Annotated in this window: 14 protein-coding genes; 6 read left to right on the top strand and 8 right to left on the bottom strand. The window is 65.4% G+C overall.

What is annotated here, in order from left to right; translation table 11 throughout:
* Positions 1 to 321: 321 nt before the first annotated feature.
* Positions 322 to 2559: an NADP-dependent isocitrate dehydrogenase gene (locus JO236_RS11480; protein WP_293329646.1), complete on the top strand. Its 2238-nt coding sequence runs from the start codon at positions 322 to 324 to the stop codon at positions 2557 to 2559.
* Between the two features lie 63 nt (positions 2560 to 2622).
* Here JO236_RS11480 and JO236_RS11475 read toward each other — a convergent pair whose 3' ends face one another.
* The 5 genes from JO236_RS11475 to JO236_RS11455 form a co-directional block, all read right to left on the bottom strand.
* Complete coding sequence (locus JO236_RS11475) at positions 2623 to 3744, bottom strand: LLM class flavin-dependent oxidoreductase (protein ID WP_293329644.1); 1122 nt, start codon at positions 3742 to 3744, stop codon at positions 2623 to 2625.
* Positions 3745 to 3749: 5 nt separating this feature from the next.
* A complete protein-coding gene (locus JO236_RS11470) occupies positions 3750 to 5144 on the bottom strand; it encodes an NtaA/DmoA family FMN-dependent monooxygenase (RefSeq protein ID WP_293329642.1) in 1395 nt (464 codons plus the stop codon).
* Positions 5145 to 5167: 23 nt separating this feature from the next.
* Complete coding sequence (locus JO236_RS11465; protein ID WP_293329640.1) at positions 5168 to 6328, bottom strand: LLM class flavin-dependent oxidoreductase; 1161 nt, start codon at positions 6326 to 6328, stop codon at positions 5168 to 5170.
* Positions 6329 to 6563: 235 nt separating this feature from the next.
* On the bottom strand, positions 6564 to 7661 hold the full coding sequence (locus tag JO236_RS11460) for an LLM class flavin-dependent oxidoreductase (RefSeq protein WP_293329638.1): 1098 nt from the start codon (positions 7659 to 7661) through the stop codon (positions 6564 to 6566).
* Between the two features lie 182 nt (positions 7662 to 7843).
* Positions 7844 to 8497 (bottom strand): hypothetical protein, encoded by a 654-nt coding sequence (locus JO236_RS11455; RefSeq protein WP_293329636.1) that lies wholly within the window; start codon positions 8495 to 8497, stop codon positions 7844 to 7846.
* A gap of 257 nt (positions 8498 to 8754) precedes the next feature.
* Between JO236_RS11455 and JO236_RS11450 the strand changes: the two genes are divergently transcribed.
* Both JO236_RS11450 and JO236_RS11445 read left to right on the top strand, forming a co-directional pair.
* Complete coding sequence (locus JO236_RS11450) at positions 8755 to 9531, top strand: SDR family NAD(P)-dependent oxidoreductase (protein WP_293329634.1); 777 nt, start codon at positions 8755 to 8757, stop codon at positions 9529 to 9531.
* A gap of 179 nt (positions 9532 to 9710) precedes the next feature.
* Positions 9711 to 10460 carry a cutinase family protein gene (locus tag JO236_RS11445; RefSeq protein WP_293329632.1) on the top strand — a complete coding sequence of 250 codons (750 nt, stop codon included), beginning with the start codon at positions 9711 to 9713 and terminating at the stop codon, positions 10458 to 10460.
* Between the two features lie 12 nt (positions 10461 to 10472).
* On the opposite strand, the gene JO236_RS11440 is transcribed toward JO236_RS11445, so the two are convergent.
* On the bottom strand, positions 10473 to 11525 hold the full coding sequence (locus tag JO236_RS11440; RefSeq protein ID WP_293329630.1) for a ketopantoate reductase family protein: 1053 nt from the start codon (positions 11523 to 11525) through the stop codon (positions 10473 to 10475).
* 157 nt (positions 11526 to 11682) lie between these two features.
* Between JO236_RS11440 and JO236_RS11435 the strand changes: the two genes are divergently transcribed.
* Together JO236_RS11435 and JO236_RS11430 are read left to right on the top strand one after the other, a co-directional pair.
* Positions 11683 to 12423: a haloacid dehalogenase type II gene (locus JO236_RS11435; RefSeq protein ID WP_293329628.1), complete on the top strand. Its 741-nt coding sequence runs from the start codon at positions 11683 to 11685 to the stop codon at positions 12421 to 12423.
* A gap of 9 nt (positions 12424 to 12432) precedes the next feature.
* Complete coding sequence (locus tag JO236_RS11430) at positions 12433 to 13194, top strand: SDR family NAD(P)-dependent oxidoreductase (RefSeq protein ID WP_293329626.1); 762 nt, start codon at positions 12433 to 12435, stop codon at positions 13192 to 13194.
* Positions 13195 to 13303: 109 nt separating this feature from the next.
* Here the strand turns inward: JO236_RS11430 and JO236_RS11425 are convergent, their stop codons facing one another.
* Positions 13304 to 13732 (bottom strand): pyridoxamine 5'-phosphate oxidase family protein, encoded by a 429-nt coding sequence (locus tag JO236_RS11425; RefSeq protein WP_293329624.1) that lies wholly within the window; start codon positions 13730 to 13732, stop codon positions 13304 to 13306.
* A gap of 60 nt (positions 13733 to 13792) precedes the next feature.
* Positions 13793 to 14512 (bottom strand): NUDIX hydrolase, encoded by a 720-nt coding sequence (locus JO236_RS11420; RefSeq protein ID WP_293329622.1) that lies wholly within the window; start codon positions 14510 to 14512, stop codon positions 13793 to 13795.
* Between the two features lie 418 nt (positions 14513 to 14930).
* Between JO236_RS11420 and JO236_RS11415 the strand changes: the two genes are divergently transcribed.
* Positions 14931 to 15536, top strand: coding sequence for a hemerythrin domain-containing protein (locus tag JO236_RS11415; protein WP_293329620.1), 606 nt, complete (start codon positions 14931 to 14933; stop codon positions 15534 to 15536).
* The last annotated feature ends 6 nt before the right edge of the window (positions 15537 to 15542 follow it).

Genomic DNA, 15542 nt, shown 5'->3' with positions numbered 1-15542 from the left:
TCAGTAAGCAAAGCCGCAGATCATCGGCCTGCAGCAACCCACTGCGACGAACCGTGAGCCAAGTCGGCCAATTGGAGGGTGCGGATTCGTGCGTGGTGGAGCGCGGCCTTGATGAGATATGGCGTTGGACGGATCTGGACACTAACCAATGACTGGCTCGGCAACGGAGCGGCCTGCGCGGGGGTATTGACCGGCCGGGCCGCACGGCCGCGCGAGACAAGGCGGACCCAGCGCGTGCCGCCCGTCAACCGACGCAATACTGGTAACGGTGTACCGCGGAGCCGCCGAATCTGACCGACAGTTGACGCCGGGAGAACAACCATGAGCACCGAGCAGCCGACCATTATCTACACGCTGACCGACGAGGCGCCGCTGCTGGCGACCTACGCGTTTCTGCCGATCATCCGAACGTTTACCGAGCCGGCCGGCATCAACGTCCAGACCAGTGACATTTCGGTGGCCGCCCGCATCCTCGCGGAGTTCCCCGACAACCTGACCGAAGACCAGCGGGTGCCGGACAACCTGGCCGAGTTGGGCCGGCTGACTCAATCGCCGGACACCAACATCATCAAGCTGCCCAACATCAGCGCCTCGGTTCCGCAGCTGCGCGCCGCCATCAAGGAACTGCAGGACAAGGGCTACGACATTCCCGACTATCCGGCGGATCCCAAGACGGACGAAGAGAGGGCCATCAAGGACCGCTACGCCAAATGCCTTGGCAGCGCGGTGAACCCGGTGCTGCGGGAAGGAAATTCGGACCGTCGCGCACCCAACGCGGTCAAGGAGTATGCCCGCAAGCACCCGCACAGCATGGGCGAGTGGTCGATGGCCTCGCGCACACACGTGGCGACCATGAAGCGTGGCGACTTCTATCACGGCGAGAAGTCGATGACCGTGGACCGCGCGCGCGACGTCAAGATGGAGCTGGTCACCAAGAGCGGCCAGGCGCTGGTGCTCAAGCCGGAAGTGTCGCTACGCGAAGGCGACATCATCGACAGCATGTTCATGAGCAGGAAGGCCTTGTGCGAATTCTACGAGGAACAGATGGAGGACGCGTACAAGACCGGCGTGATGTTCTCGCTGCACGTCAAGGCGACGATGATGAAGGTCAGCCACCCCATCGTCTTCGGCCACGCGGTCAAGACGTTTTATAAAGACGCGTTCGCCAAGCACCAGAAGCTCTTCGATGAACTCGGTGTCAACGTCAACAACGGGCTGGTCGATCTCTACAACAAGATCGAGTCGCTGCCCGCATCCCAACATGACGAGATCATCCGGGATTTGCATGCCTGCCACGAACATCGGCCGGAGCTGGCCATGGTCGATTCCGCGAAGGGAATCACCAACTTCCATTCCCCCAGCGACGTGATCGTCGACGCGTCGATGCCGGCGATGATCCGTGCCGGCGGCAAGATGTGGGGCGCCGACGGGCGTCAGAAGGACACCAAGGCCGTCAACCCCGAGTCCACCTTTTCCCGCATATACCAGGAAGTCATCAACTTCTGTAAGACTAACGGCGCTTTCGATCCGGCCACCATGGGCACCGTCCCCAACGTCGGCCTGATGGCGCAGCAGGCCGAGGAGTACGGCTCGCACGACAAGACGTTCGAGGTGCCCGAGGACGGCGTCGCCAACATCGTGGACCTCGAAACCGGCGAAGTGCTGCTGACGCAGAACGTCGAAACCGGCGACATCTGGCGCTTGTGCATCGTCACGGACGCGGCGATCCGCGACTGGGTCAGGCTGGCCGTGACCCGTGCACGCAACTCCGGCATGCCGGTTCTGTTCTGGCTGGACCCGTACCGGCCACACGAGAACGAGCTGATCAAAAAGGTGCGCGAGTACCTCAACGACGAATACACGAGCGGGCTCGATATCCAGATCATGTCCCAAGTGCGTTCCATGCGGTACACGCTGGAACGCCTGATCCGCGGCCTGGACACGATCGCCGCGACCGGCAACATCCTGCGCGACTACCTCACCGACCTGTTTCCCATCCTGGAGCTGGGCACCAGTGCCAAGATGCTGTCCATCGTGCCGCTGATGGCCGGCGGTGGCATGTATGAGACCGGGGCGGGCGGTTCGGCCCCCAAGCACGTCCACCAACTGGTGGAGGAAAACCACCTGCGCTGGGATTCGCTGGGTGAGTTCCTCGCCCTGGGCGCCTGTTTCGAAGACTTGGGTATCAAAACCGACAACGCGCGGGCCAAGATCCTGGGCAAGACGCTGGACGGCGCGATCGGAAAGCTGTTGGACAACAACAAGAGTCCGTCGCGCAAGACCGGCGAACTCGACAACCGCGGCAGCCAGTTTTACCTGGCTCTGTATTGGGCGGAAGAACTGGCCGAGCAGACGGAGGATCAGGAGCTTCGGGAGCACTTCGCCCAGCTGGCCAAGGCATTGAGCGAGAAAGAAGACGTGATTGTGCGCGAACTGAACGACGCACAGGGCGACGAGGTGGACCTCGGCGGCTACTACGCGCCGGACCGCGAGAAGACGACGGCGGTGATGCGGCCGAGCAAAACATTCAACACCGTGCTGGAGGAGGCGCGGGGCTGACGGTTGCGGACGCCTGCGACCGCAGAGCTGCCCCATGATCCGGCGTCGCAGTAGGTCCGACGTCTAACGGCGCGCCCATTCTTCGGCCAGCAGCCGATAGGAGCGCACTCTGTCCTCGTGTTCGTGGGTGATAGTCGTGATGATGAGCTCGTCGGCCTCGGTGGCATCCCGCAACCGCTCCAGCTGGTCGGCCACTTGCCTTGCGGTCCCGACGAATTGGGTCTCGACTCGATCCGCGACAAGCTGGCGGTCAGCCTCCGTCCAGGCGTAGCCGCGCGCCTCGGCAGAGGTGGGATACGGTATCGCACCTTCACCGGTCCGGATACTGCGCACCCAGGGCCCGTAACCCGCTGCCAGATCGCGAGCCGTGGCTTCGTCCTCGGCGACGACGACGTCAGCCGAGACCGCGACATAGGGGCGGTCCAGCTCGACTGAGGGTTTGAACGCGGCCCGGTAGCCGTCGGCCGCCTCGAGCACCGCGGCCGGGGCGACGTGGTAGTTGGCAGCAAACCGCAGCCCTCGGTTGCCGGCGACGGCGGCGCTCTCGCCGCCGCTGCTGCCGAGGATCCAGACCTGCAAGTCAGCGCCTCCCCCGGGCACGACGCGGGCCTCTTGTCCGTCGTCAGACCGATAGGTATCGGCGAGCAGCCTCAGAATGTCGTCCACCTGTTCTGTGTAATTCTGCGACTGCGCACCCGGTAGCTGGAGCAATGCCTTGTGCAACGCGAAGCGGGGAGATTTCAAGAGCGGCGTGGCATCGAAAGCCGCCGGGATCCGCAGCCCGTTTGGCGCGCGTCCAGCGCACAACTCCCGCGATGGCGCGGCCACCCGCATCGGCTCGCGCGGCTTACCGCCGGAGCGTCCCAACCCGAGGTCGAACCGACCGGGATGCAGCGCATCCAGCAAGCCGAATTCCTCCACCGTGGACAACGCGGTGCGGTGTCCCATTTGTACGGCGCCCGAGCCGAGCCGGATCGTCGAGGTTTCGGCGGCGGTCAACGCCAGCAGAACGGCAGGTGAGGTGCCGGCCACCCCGGGATTCAGATGGTGCTCGGCGAACCAGTACCGCGTGTAGCCGAACCGCTCGACGTGCCGGGCGAGGTCGATGCTGTTGCGCAGGGCTTGCGTTGCGGTCGACCCCGACGAGATCGGTACCAGGTCGAGCACCGCCAAAGGCGTCGTCATGACCGTTACGACGCCGCCCAGGTGGGGGCGCCCGGGTCGGCGGATCGCGGTGGCGCCGGCAACGGAGCCAGGCCCAGGTGATCGCGCAGGGTGGTCCCGGTGTAATCGGCGCGGAACACGCCGCGTTCCTGCAGCAATGGCACCACCTGGTCGACGAACGGATCGAGCCCGCCGGGGGTGATATGCGGGACCAGGATGAAGCCGTCGCCGGCATCGGCCTGGACGAAGTCGTTGATCGTCGTGGCGACGGTCTGCGGTGACCCGATGAAGGATTGACGCCCCGTGACCTCGACGATCAGTTCGCGGGTGGTCAGGTTCTCCGCCTCGGCTTTGGCCCGCCAGTCGTTGGCGATCGCGACGGCGTCCCGGAACATGCGGACGCTGGCCCGCCCCCGGGAGATGGTGTTCTCGCCGACGACGGGATCCACGGTGGGCAGCGGCCCGTCGGGGTCATGGTCGGATAGGTCGCGGTTCCAGAGCTGCTCGAGGAACTTGATCGCGGTCTGAGGAGACACCTGCGCGAGCCGCACCTCGCGCGCAATGTCCTCGGCCTCGGCGTCGGTGTCGCCGATCACGAATGTCGCCGCAGGCAGGATAAGCAACTCGTCGTGGCGGCGGCCGTAGCGGGCGAGCCGCCCTTTGACGTCGGCGTAGAAAGCTTGACCGGCCTCGAGCGTGCTGTGCCGGGAGAAGATCGCATCTGCGCCGGCGGCCGCGAAGTCACGGCCCTCGTCGGAATCGCCGGCCTGGAAAATGACCGGTCGCCCCTGTGGACTGCGTGGAACATTGAATCGACCATGAATGTCGAAATGTGCGTCTTTATGCGCAAATTGGCCTGCGTGCGGGGTGGACAGAAACTTCCCGCTCGCCTTGTCCGCGACGAGTTCGTCGCCGCGCCACGAGTCGAAGAGCTCGTGCGCGGTCTGCAGGAAGGTCTTCGCTCGTTCGTAGCGCTGGTCCTCAGCCAGGAAACCGCCGCGGCGAAAGTTCTCGCCGGTGAAGGCATCCCAGGAAGTCACGACGTTCCAGGCGGCCCGGCCATCGGACAGGTGGTCCAACGAGGCGAACTGTCGGGCCACCTCGTAAGGCTCGTTGAAGGTGGAGTTGATCGTGCCGGTCAGCCCGACTCGCTCGGTGACCGCCGCCAGGGCGGCCAACACGGTGAAGGTGTCGGGACGGCCGACCACATCGAGGTCATAGATCCGGCCGTTCTGTTCGCGCAGCCGCAGTCCTTCGGCGAGGAACAGGAAGTCGAACTTGCCCCGCTCGGCCGTCTGGGCGAATTGGGCGAACGAGCTGAACTCGATATGGCTGCCGGCCGACGGGTCGCTCCATACCGTGGTGTTGTTGACGCCCGGAAAGTGCGCGGCCAGGTGAATCTGCTTTAACGGCTTGTTCATTGGAATAACCCTCGGGAGCGGTGTCAGACGATGGCGTAGCGGTTGGCGGGACGTGACAATCCGAGCAGGCCGCGAAGCGTGTCGGCCTCATAGGTGGTCCGGAACAGGCCCCGGCGACGCAACTCGGGCACCAGTCCGTCGGTGATCTGGACGAGGTCGTGCGGCAGTGTCGCGGGGCGTAGCCTAAATCCCGATAGCCCGGCGGCATACCATTCTTGCAGCAGCTCGGCCAGCTGCACCGGGGTGCCAACGAAAACCTCTGCGTCACTTCGGAATTCGGCACCTGCGTGCTCATCAAGTCGGAGGCGCCGCTCCTGCGCACCCTGTGCGGTGGAATCCAGGAACACCACCAGGTCCCCGAAGACGTGCACCGTCCCACGACCGGCGGCCGCCCGCAGCGCGTCGACCTCATCGGCAATTCCACCGGCCTGCGCGACGTCGTGCGGGGTCACGAACCCGACGTCGGCGCTGGCGGCGATCAACTCGTAGGACTCACCGCCGTGGCCCAGCGCGGCCACGACGGGCTGGCCCTGTGGCGGACGTGGTGTGATCGAGGGCCCTCTGACGGAGAACCAGCGCCCCTCGAAGTCGATGTAGTGCAGTTTGTCTCGGTCGATGAAACGTCCCGTGGGGAGATCGCGGATCTCAGCGTCGTCCTCCCAGCTGTCCCACAGGCGCCGCAGCACCTCGACGTAATCCGCGGCCTCCGCGAAATAATCGCCGACCTGTTTGGATAGTTCGCGGCGTCCGAAGTGGGCCGCCGCATCCCGGCGTCCCGAAACCTGAACCCGGACCCCGGCCCTTCCCGTGCTGACGTAATCAAGCGTGGCAATCGATTTCGACATATGGAACGGTTCGGTGTGGGTAACGATCGCGGTCGGCACCAGCCCAACTCCCTTGGTGCGCGGCGCAATCCGGGCGGCGATGAGCACCGCATCCAACCGGCCACGAACACGATCGATCCGCTGGTCGGGCTCGAAGGGATCGTCGGACTGCAGCGCCATTGAATCTTCGATCGTCACGAAATCCAGTGCCGCCCGTTCGGCTTCAGCGACCAGGTCGGCCCAGTACGCGGCGCCGAACAGGTCAGCCGGCCGAGCGTCGTCCGCACGCCACGCTGCCGGGTGCCACCCGGCGCCGTCCAACGCAACGGCGAGGTGCAGGAGTCCCGACGAATCAGGCATCAGACCTTCCTTCCTGGCGGATGTGACCCGGCAGACCCGCCGCTCGAACAGCAGTGGCGGCTAGATATCTCTAACGAGGGAAGGCGCCAGTCGATTCCACTCAGGCCGCCGAACGTGCCTGCCTTGTCGCTCAACCCCTGTGACTCCGGAGTGTAATGACGCGGGTCTGACCGTGCCGAACTGCGAAAAGCCTGAGCGCGTTGCTATGACCCGGCGCAGCGGGGCAAGGCTGAAATCATCGGGATTTCAACACCGTCTGGGTCAGCAGCGGCAGTACGCCTTCGGCGAACCAGTACGCCTCCTCCAGATGCGGATAGCCCGACAGGATGAACTCGTCAAAGCCCAGCGCATAATATTCACCGATCAGATTCGCCACTTCCTGGTGACTGCCGACCAGCGCGGTGCCGGCACCGCCACGGACCAAGCCCACCCCGGCCCACAGGTTCGGGTAGATCTCCAGGTTGTCGACCCTGCCGCCGTGCAGCGCGGTCATCCGTCGTTGCCCCTCGGATTCCGAACTAGATTGCAGTGCAGTTGCTTTGGCGATCTGCTCGGCAGTGAGCTCGGCGAGCAATTCATTGGCGACGGCCCAGGCCGCAGCCGAGGTGTCGCGGCTGATGGTGTGGAGTCGAATGCCGAATCGGACTGTCCTGCCACGGGCTTGCGCCTCGGCCCGCACCTTGTCGATCTTGGTGGCCGCGGCCTGTGGCGGCTCACCCCACGTCAGGTAAACGTCCGCAAACTCCGCAGCGATCGGCAACGCGGGCCCCGAAGAACCGCCGAAATAGATCTGCGGCAGCGGATCCGGCGGAGCTGAAACTCGCGCATCGGTAACCCGGTAGTACTTGCCGACGAAATCGACCGGACCCCGAGTCCACACCGACGTCACTATCTCAAGGAATTCGGCGGTGCGAGCGTAACGCTCGTCGTGACCGAGAAAATCACCGAAACGGCGTTGCTCGGCGTCGTCACTGCCGCTGACGACGTTGAGCAGCACCCTGCCTTCGGAGAACCGCTGCAGCGTCGCGGTCTGCTGGGCGGCCAGGGTTGGCGGGATCAGCCCCGGACGAAATGCCACCAGGAACTTCAGCTTTTCCGTTTCGGCCAGTAGCGCGGCGGAGGTCAACCACGCGTCTTCGCACCAGGTCCCCGTGGGCGTCAGCACACCCTCGAAGCCCAGCCGGTCGGCGGCGCGAGCCACCTCGGCCAGGTAGCGGCGACTGGGCGGACGAAATCCGTGGGGTATGTCGCGGTTGGATGAAGCATGCGAGCCGCCGACGATCGAGCGGCTGTCACCGGTCGTAGGCAAGAACCAGAAAAAGCGCGCAGACATCTCGCATCGACGCTAGGTGCCCGCCGCGCCGACGACAAGTTGGATTCTGGGCGGGTTTAACCCGTCCGACCCCAGGCCCAGTGGGGTAGCTTTCCCCGGCGGGCCGCGCGCTAATTACACGTACTAGCCTTCGGCACAGCCGTTGATCACGATTCACACCAGGCACAGGCCGGGCAAGCGTCCTACGCCGCCGCCTCTTTGCGCCGCACGGCATTGGCCACCGACAGCGGGATGTTGTCGACAACGCTGAGGCCGGCCAGGCGACGCCAGGACCGGATCGCGTTGCGCGTGACATTCACGATCCCGTCGGCCCCGGCATCCAGGTTCGCCAACCGGTGGGCACGCAACGCGTTGCCGGCTACGGCATCCAGCGTGTCCCAGTCGTCGGTCTCGACCAGCGCGGTCGATTGCATTGCGGCCCGGACCGCGTACTTCTCGGGGCCGGTTTCCGACGGGCAGACAGCGCTGGCTGCACGGGCGGCGCCGTCCCAGGCGGCGATCGACGGCATAACCCCCGGGGTGAGCGTGCGATGCAGCTCGGCGATGTCGGAGATCGCCTGGGCCGCAGCGCCTTTCGCGTATCGCACCACGCCCCAGGGTGGGCTGATCAACAGTTTGGTCACCCACATGTGCATGACGGTATCGGCGACATCAGCCGTTCCGACCGTCAGCCAACCCAGGTCGAGCACCACCAGGGCGTTGTCCGGTGACAGGTACCCGTCGTCTTCGGCCAGCATGTCGTTGCACAGCTGGACGAAGGCGGCCAGCGGGCGGGCGGAGGTCGACGGGAAATCGGTGATCTGCTCGTCGCCGTTGATGTATGAGATCGCGTTCATGGCGCAACCTTTGCCCGATCCCGGTTGGTGGGATCCCCGCGCCAGTCGCAACGGGTGGGTGATGCGTTCGAGGTCCATTCGAGTCGTGTCCTACGGTAATTCGCTCGCAATCCGTTTCGATGAAGCGCATCGTATGGCAGGCGACGCCACAAGGCACGTCAGGACACGGCGCGGGAATAACTCACGCGGATGAGGTGCCCGCCGCTGGCTGGCGGTTCTGTGCCGAGCGCTGCACTGGCGAACGCTAGTCTGTCGACGTGGATATCAACGGAGCTAGTGCCATGGTCACAGGTGGCGCATCGGGTATCGGTGCGGCCACCGCCCGCCAGTTGGCCGCTAAGGGCGCCAGGGTCGTCATCGCCGACCTGCAGGCCGAGCGCGGCAAAGAGCTCGCGCACGAGATCGGTGGCGCATTCGTCACCGTCGACGTCACCAAGACCGAACAGATCGAGGACGCCGTCAACACCGCGGTCGACCTTGGCCCCCTGCGCGCCCTGGTCAACTCGGCCGGCATCGGGTGGGCTCAGCGCACGATCGGCAAGGACGGCGAGTTCGCGTCCGCGCACAACCTGGACGCCTACAAGAAGGTGCTGGCCATCAACTTGGTCGGCACGTTCGACTGCATCCGACTGGCCGCGACGGCGATGAGCCGGCTCGACCCCACCGAAACCGGTGAGCGCGGGGCGATCGTCAACATGACCAGCGTCGCGGCCTTCGACGGACAGATCGGGCAGGCGGCGTACTCGTCGTCCAAGGGTGGCGTGGTCGGGCTGACATTGCCGGTGGCGCGCGACCTCGCCGCCGTGGGCATCCGGGTCAACACCGTCGCCCCCGGCCTCATCGACACCCCGATCTACGGGGAGGGCGAGGCCTCGGAGGCGTTCAAGGCCAAGCTCGGCGAGTCGGTGCTGTTCCCGCACCGGCTGGGCAAGCCTGATGAACTGGCATCGATGGTCCTCGAGCTGATCACCAACTCCTACATGAACGCCGAGGTCGTGCGCGTCGACGGCGGTATCCGGATGCCGCCCAAGTAGGGCGCCGAGATTGCCGTGGCGGCTGCGATTCCGGCTGGATTACGACCCCCACGGCAATCTCGTCGCACTCCTCAAGCGGTCTCGCGGCGCTGCAGGACGGTGCCGTATCTGGCATGATTACTGACGCCCGTGTCGGAACTCTCGGTTTGAAACTTTCCTATGTGGATATTTTACGCGGCATGAACGCTGGTCACGTCGTCCGTTTCCTTGGATCAGCACTGGTCGCTGCGTCGGGCCTGACCGGGTCCGCTCTCGCCGTTGCTGTCCCCTCCGCATCCGCCCAGCCGTGCCCCGATGTACAGGTCATATTCGCCCGCGGTACCGGTGAGCCCGATGGCGTGGGTCCGACCGGTCAGGCGTTCGTCGACGACCTACGCGGCCGAATCGGCGGAAAGTCGCTCGACGTGTATCCGGTCAACTACCCCGCAAGTAACGAGTGGTCGACCGGCCTCGACGGAATTCGGGATGCGGGAGCCCATATCGAGTCCACGGCGACCAGTTGCCCCAAGACCCAGATGGTGCTCGGCGGCTACTCGCAAGGTGCGGCCGTGATGGGCTTTGTCACCTCAGCCGCGGTGCCCGACGGGGTCGATCCGGCGACCGTACCCAAACCGCTGTCCCCCGACATCGCCAACCACGTTGCCGCGGTCGTCCTGTACGGCATGCCCAACGTCCGGGCCATGAACTTTTTGGGAGAGCCCCCCGTGGTCATCGGCCCGACCTATGCGGCTAAGACCGTCAAAGTCTGCGTGCCCGAGGATCCCGTCTGCTCTGACGGGCTGAACTTCGCCGCGCACGATACCTACGCGGACGACGCCAGCTTCGTGGATCAGGGTGCGGCATTTGCCGCCGGTCGGCTCGGGCCGGCGACGGCTCCAGGTGCTCCAGGGCCCACGCCGACGCCGCAGAGCGGGGGCTTTGGCAACTGAGTCGCTGCTCGGCTACGTCTCAGCGTTAATTCCCAGCAGTTCCGCCAGTTGTGCGGCCGAGTACTGGCTCGGCCCATTGCCCTGCACCACCGCCGCGCGCGCCGCACGTGCCAAGGCGGCGTTGACGGGCGCGCCGATACCGTGTCGGTGAGCGAGCCGGACGATCTCCCCATTCAGGAAGTCGGTCTCCGCGTTGCCCGTGCCACGGCTCAACGACTGCCAGGTGGAATTGCTCGGACCGCCTTTCCATCCGGGCACAGGTCGTATCGTCGGTCCGTCCGTCCGCATCGCCTTGGACGTTTCGAACGACACGAATTCGATTCCCGCGCGTCGCAACACATTTTCGCCTTCGCTGCGCAGCGCGGCCACCACCTGGCTTGCGTCGGCCGGCTCGGCACACAATGCGCCGACGGCATTGCCGAGGTTGCTCAGCAACTTGTTGTACTTCCAGGGGGCGACGTCATCGGGAGTGCGCACCCGGATGCCCGCCGGGGTCCATGTCTGGGCGAGAGCCGCCAACAGCTCGGCGTCGGCTTGCGTGCGAAGTGACGCCGGCCATCGTCCGATATGGAACTGGCCGACCACCGGCCACGACCGTACGATCACCTCCCCGGGCTCGAGGTGCACCGCGGGCAACCAGACGCAGACACCAAACACTCGACGGAAATAACGCAGCGCTTTCTCCTCTGCGGCAACGCCATTGAGCGCAGTTAGCGCCGGCAGTCGCTCGCCTGCCGTCCCGACCACACCATCCCGGGTGTGCACTGGCTCATCTACCCACTCGCACAAGGCCGCGTCGAGTTGCTGTGTCTTGGTTGTGAACACCAGCACGTCACGCTCGGTCAACCGGACGTCCTGCGGCCGGGAAGCCGCGGTGACCGTCGTGCGGAATGTGCCGTCGGGCGTTCTCAGGGTCATCCCCGATGCCGCCAGAACCCCTGCGTGGCGCCCACGAGCCACCAACACCGTAGGGATGCCGGCACGAGCCAGCACGGTACCCAAGGTTCCGCCGATGGCGCCGGCACCAACGATCACGTAGCGGAATTCGTCTCGCGTGGACTGCACTTGTTCCAAGCCTTCCCAAGCCTTCGGTTCTCAGTCGCGCCTGCTTTTGCGCGAGGGTACGTGTCCTCACTGAGACGACGCGTGTCGCCGCTTCGACACCCCGGGCGCTCCGAGGCGGACACCATGCGTGTTAGGTCCGGGACGCTAGGTTTGAGCAATGCCCGATTACCGTTCGCCTACGACTGGCCGGTGGGTGCGTGCCGTTCTCTTCGACACCTTCGGCACGGTCGTGGACTGGCGATCGGGGATCGCCGAAGCGGTCCGGCAGTTCGCGCGGCGGCACCAAATCGCGCTCGAAGCAAACGAATTCGCTCTCGATTGGCGCAGTCGCTACCGGCCGGCGATGGCGGAGGTGCGCTCGGGCCGTCGGGAATTCGTGTCGCTGGACGTGCTCCATCGCGAGAACCTCGAGGCGTCACTCGCAAAGTTCGGTGCCACTTTGGAAACATTTCCGGATGACGACGTGGAGGCACTTGCCCGGTCATGGCGCTGGCTACCGGCGTGGCCGGACAGCATCGACGGCATCTCGGCCATGAAACAGCACGTCATCGTCGGACCACTGTCCAACGGGAACACCGGCCTACTGGTGGAGATGGCGAAATATGCGGGCCTGCCGTGGGACGTCGTTCTCGGGTCGGACATCAGCCAGGCCTACAAGCCCGACCCGTCCGCATACCGAACACCCCCTCGGTTGCTCGGCCTCGAGCCCGGGGAGGTGATGCTGGTGGCGGCGCACAATTCCGACCTCGAAGCGGCCCAGAACTGCGGGCTGGCGACCGGATTCGTGGCCAGGCCCGAGGAGCACGGACCGGACCAGAAGGCTGACCTGGCACCGTCTGGCGCATGGGACGTTTCGGGTTCGACACTGATCGAATTGGCCGCGGCGCTGTTTTCCTGAGGAGAAATCGTGGGACTGCTCGACCACAAGATCGCGGTCATCACCGGCGGCAACTCGGGCATCGGCCTGGCCACCGCCGGGCGTTTCCTGGCCGAGGGCGCAGATCGAGTCTTCATCACCGGCCGGCGTCAGGACGAACTCGTCGCGACCGCAACGCAATTGGGCTCACGCGCCGTTGCCGTGCGTGGTGACGTCGGGTCGACGGAAGATCTCGACCGGCTGTATTCCGTTGTGGGCGACTCAGGCAGCGGTGTCGACGTCGTGGTGGCCAACGCCGGATCCACCCGAGTAGCGCGCCTTGGTGCCATCACCGACGACGATCTCGACGCCCTGCTCACCACGAACGTCAAGGGTGTCGTCAATACGGTGCAAAAGGCGCTCCCACTGCTTAACGATGGCGCATCGATCATCCTGATCGGATCCAGCACCGCCGACCGCGGCCGGCCCGGCTTGAGCGTGTATGCCGCCACCAAGGCCGCGGTGCGGTCGCTGGCGCGCGCGTGGGCCAGCGAACTCGCTCCCCGCGGCATCCGGGTCAACGTGATCGTCGCCGGGTCCACCGCCACGCCGGGCAGCGACAACCTGGCCGCCCAGACTGATCCGGACGTGCCGGTCGCTGACTTTCGCGCGGTTCGGATCCAGACAATCCCGTTAGGCCGTTTCGCCGATCCGGTCGAGATCGCCAACACCGCGGTCTTCCTGGCCAGCGACCTGTCCAGCTTCATCACCGGGTCCGCCATCGCCGCGGACGGCGGCTTCAACCAAGTCTGAGCAGCGGCGATCGCAAGTGCGGCGCGGCCGGGCGCAGCGGGTCGCCGCCAACCAGCTCGGCGATCGCAAGTGCGGCGCAGCCGGGCGCAGCGGGTCGCCGCCAACCAGTTCAGATACCGTCGGAAAAGTCGGCGGTAACCCAGCGGTCGGGGCGAACGGTGAACAACACGCTGGCCTGATCCTCAAGGCTGCTGACGAACTGGCGCCCGAGTTCTTCGCCCAGGTAACGGATGGCGATGGCTTCACGAACATCCCTCGGCGTGGGCGCGGTGGTCTCGACGACGGAGCCTTCCACGGCCACATACTGATACGGCGGCTCTTCGCGCTGAGCGACCAGCGTCACCGCGCCGGCCTGTTCGATCAGCCTGGACTTGCGCGACGATGCGCCGGTGTTGATCAGGATGTGCCCGCCGGGTGTGTAGTCATACCAAATCGGCACAGCCGCCGGCGGCCGGCCGTCGGTGGCGGCGACTGCGAGCACGCCGACGTGGTTTCCTGCGAGGAACTCCTGACGTTCTGTTTCCGAAAACGGTTTCATGTCCGGCGGAACACGGTCGGTCGGCGGGACTATTCCCGTTTCTGCGATATTCCGTCTGTGCTATCGCCAGGCGAAGACCGGTTGCTCCAGCTTGTCGACCGGGTCGGAGCGACCTTCCAGACCCAACCACCGCAGCTGCAGCAGCACCGCACCCGTCGGCGCGTGGATGAGGTCGTTGCCCAACGGGATTTGGACGACCGGTCGTGGGCTCTCCGGGATGGTGATGAACCGCGGCGAATCCGCGCGTTGAAGTTGGTGCAGCCCGACTCGGTACACCGCCACGACTTCGTCGGGGGCGGGACGGGGATCGAGCCGCCCGTCTGCCCAGATGACGACCGGGGTGATGACATATCCCGACCGGGTGGGGTAGTCGTCGAGGAAGCCCAGCACGGTCGAGTCGAGCAGTTCGATGCCGACCTCCTCGCGCAATTCCCGCAGCGCCGCGTCGACCGCGGTCTCACCCGGGTCTAGGCGCCCGCCGGGGAGTGCCCACTGCGCCGCGTGTGATGAAAGACGAGATGCCCTGCGGCACAACAGGAACGAAGCGCCGCCGGACACATCGACCATCCGGCCGTCCAGACCCGCCGTCGGTATCGGGCGCCCGGCGTTCCATTCGTCCACCGGCGCCGGATCCACCCTGTCCTCGCCGACCTCGGAGTCGACCAGCACCACCGCGACGGCCGCGTGCCGCTTACTCGGGTCGGTCACGACGCGGCGGTCGTGGGCCGCCAAGTGATCGCTGATCCGCTGACGCAGCGCGTCGTCGTACGGGATGGTCACCTCTCGAGCCTATGTCGCGCCCCGGCAGCACTGAGCGGCGATTGCGCTCGCGGAGAGCAACCTCGCAAACTCAGCCGCCGATGACCTTGCGGTAGGTCGTGGGCCCCTAGGAGTCGTTGACCGCAAAGTGCCACGTGGTCCGGTTGTCTCAGATAACAGAACCGCTTGGCTCCCAACTGAATCCGACCAAGTAGTTGAGCGAGGATGCGTGTGCGAGGAGGACCTTTGCGGCCAGTGTGGCGGTGTGTGCTTACCGGGCGCTCGATTGTCTCGGTCACCGGGGGTGGTCGTGGCTGCCGTCGCCAGGATAATCGGCCGCGGCTGGTCCAATGATCTTCACGGTGTTGCGAGTTGACGGGCACAACCAGTGTCGGACACGATCGCTGTAAGGCGCCTCCGGGGCAGACTGGGAGTCGGAATGGCTGACATCACCGAATTGATCCTCGCTGACCATGACTGGTTCCGCCAACAATTCGCCAGGTTAGACGATTTGCAGGCGCAGACACCGGTCGACCGTCGCGCGCTCGAAAGGGTATGGCGCCCGCTTGCCGACAAGCTCGACGTGCACGCCTACATCGAGGAGAAGATCTTCTATCCCCAACTGCTGAAGCGGGGCGCCGACGATCCCGACGGCGAGACCCTCGATGCCATCGGTGACCACAACGACATCCGCGACGGGGTGCGCGACGCCAATGCGGCCAGGGTCGGCACCGAAGAGTGGTGGTCGGCGGTGGGCCGCACCCGTGTGGCCAACGATGACCACATGGGAGAGGAAGAGCGGCAAGGGCTTTCGGACTTCCGCCGACATGCCCCGATCGGACTCCGTGATGCGCTTGGCCAGCAGTACCGCGAGTTCATGACCGAGCATCCGACCACCCGGGGATTGTCGATCACCGACGTCGATCCCGAAAGCTACGTCGAGAAATTCGAGAGCGCCCCGCGGTCCAAGCACGCGGATCATTCGCTGCGCATTGGCAGTCTGAAAGACAGTTTGAAACTACGCCCTGGTCCGCTGGACCACTAAATCCGC

Source organism: Mycobacterium sp. (genome assembly GCF_019247635.1).
In the GTDB taxonomy this organism is placed as follows: domain Bacteria; phylum Actinomycetota; class Actinomycetes; order Mycobacteriales; family Mycobacteriaceae; genus Mycobacterium.
Note: the sequence above shows the minus strand (reverse complement) of the source record. Positions and strands in the feature narration are given on the sequence as shown.

What these genes read in the sequence shown, in the direction of transcription:
- JO236_RS11455 (WP_293329636.1), bottom strand. Translation starts at nt 8,497, where the DNA reads ATGAACGCGATCTCATACATCAACGGCGACGAGCAGATCACCGATTTC.
- JO236_RS11435 (WP_293329628.1), top strand. Translation starts at nt 11,683, where the DNA reads ATGCCCGATTACCGTTCGCCTACGACTGGCCGGTGGGTGCGTGCCGTT.
- JO236_RS11415 (WP_293329620.1), top strand. Translation starts at nt 14,931, where the DNA reads ATGGCTGACATCACCGAATTGATCCTCGCTGACCATGACTGGTTCCGC.
- JO236_RS11445 (WP_293329632.1), top strand. Translation starts at nt 9,711, where the DNA reads ATGAACGCTGGTCACGTCGTCCGTTTCCTTGGATCAGCACTGGTCGCT.
- JO236_RS11475 (WP_293329644.1), bottom strand. Translation starts at nt 3,744, where the DNA reads ATGACGACGCCTTTGGCGGTGCTCGACCTGGTACCGATCTCGTCGGGG.
- JO236_RS11425 (WP_293329624.1), bottom strand. Translation starts at nt 13,732, where the DNA reads ATGAAACCGTTTTCGGAAACAGAACGTCAGGAGTTCCTCGCAGGAAAC.
- JO236_RS11470 (WP_293329642.1), bottom strand. Translation starts at nt 5,144, where the DNA reads ATGAACAAGCCGTTAAAGCAGATTCACCTGGCCGCGCACTTTCCGGGC.
- JO236_RS11480 (WP_293329646.1), top strand. Translation starts at nt 322, where the DNA reads ATGAGCACCGAGCAGCCGACCATTATCTACACGCTGACCGACGAGGCG.
- JO236_RS11460 (WP_293329638.1), bottom strand. Translation starts at nt 7,661, where the DNA reads ATGTCTGCGCGCTTTTTCTGGTTCTTGCCTACGACCGGTGACAGCCGC.
- JO236_RS11465 (WP_293329640.1), bottom strand. Translation starts at nt 6,328, where the DNA reads ATGCCTGATTCGTCGGGACTCCTGCACCTCGCCGTTGCGTTGGACGGC.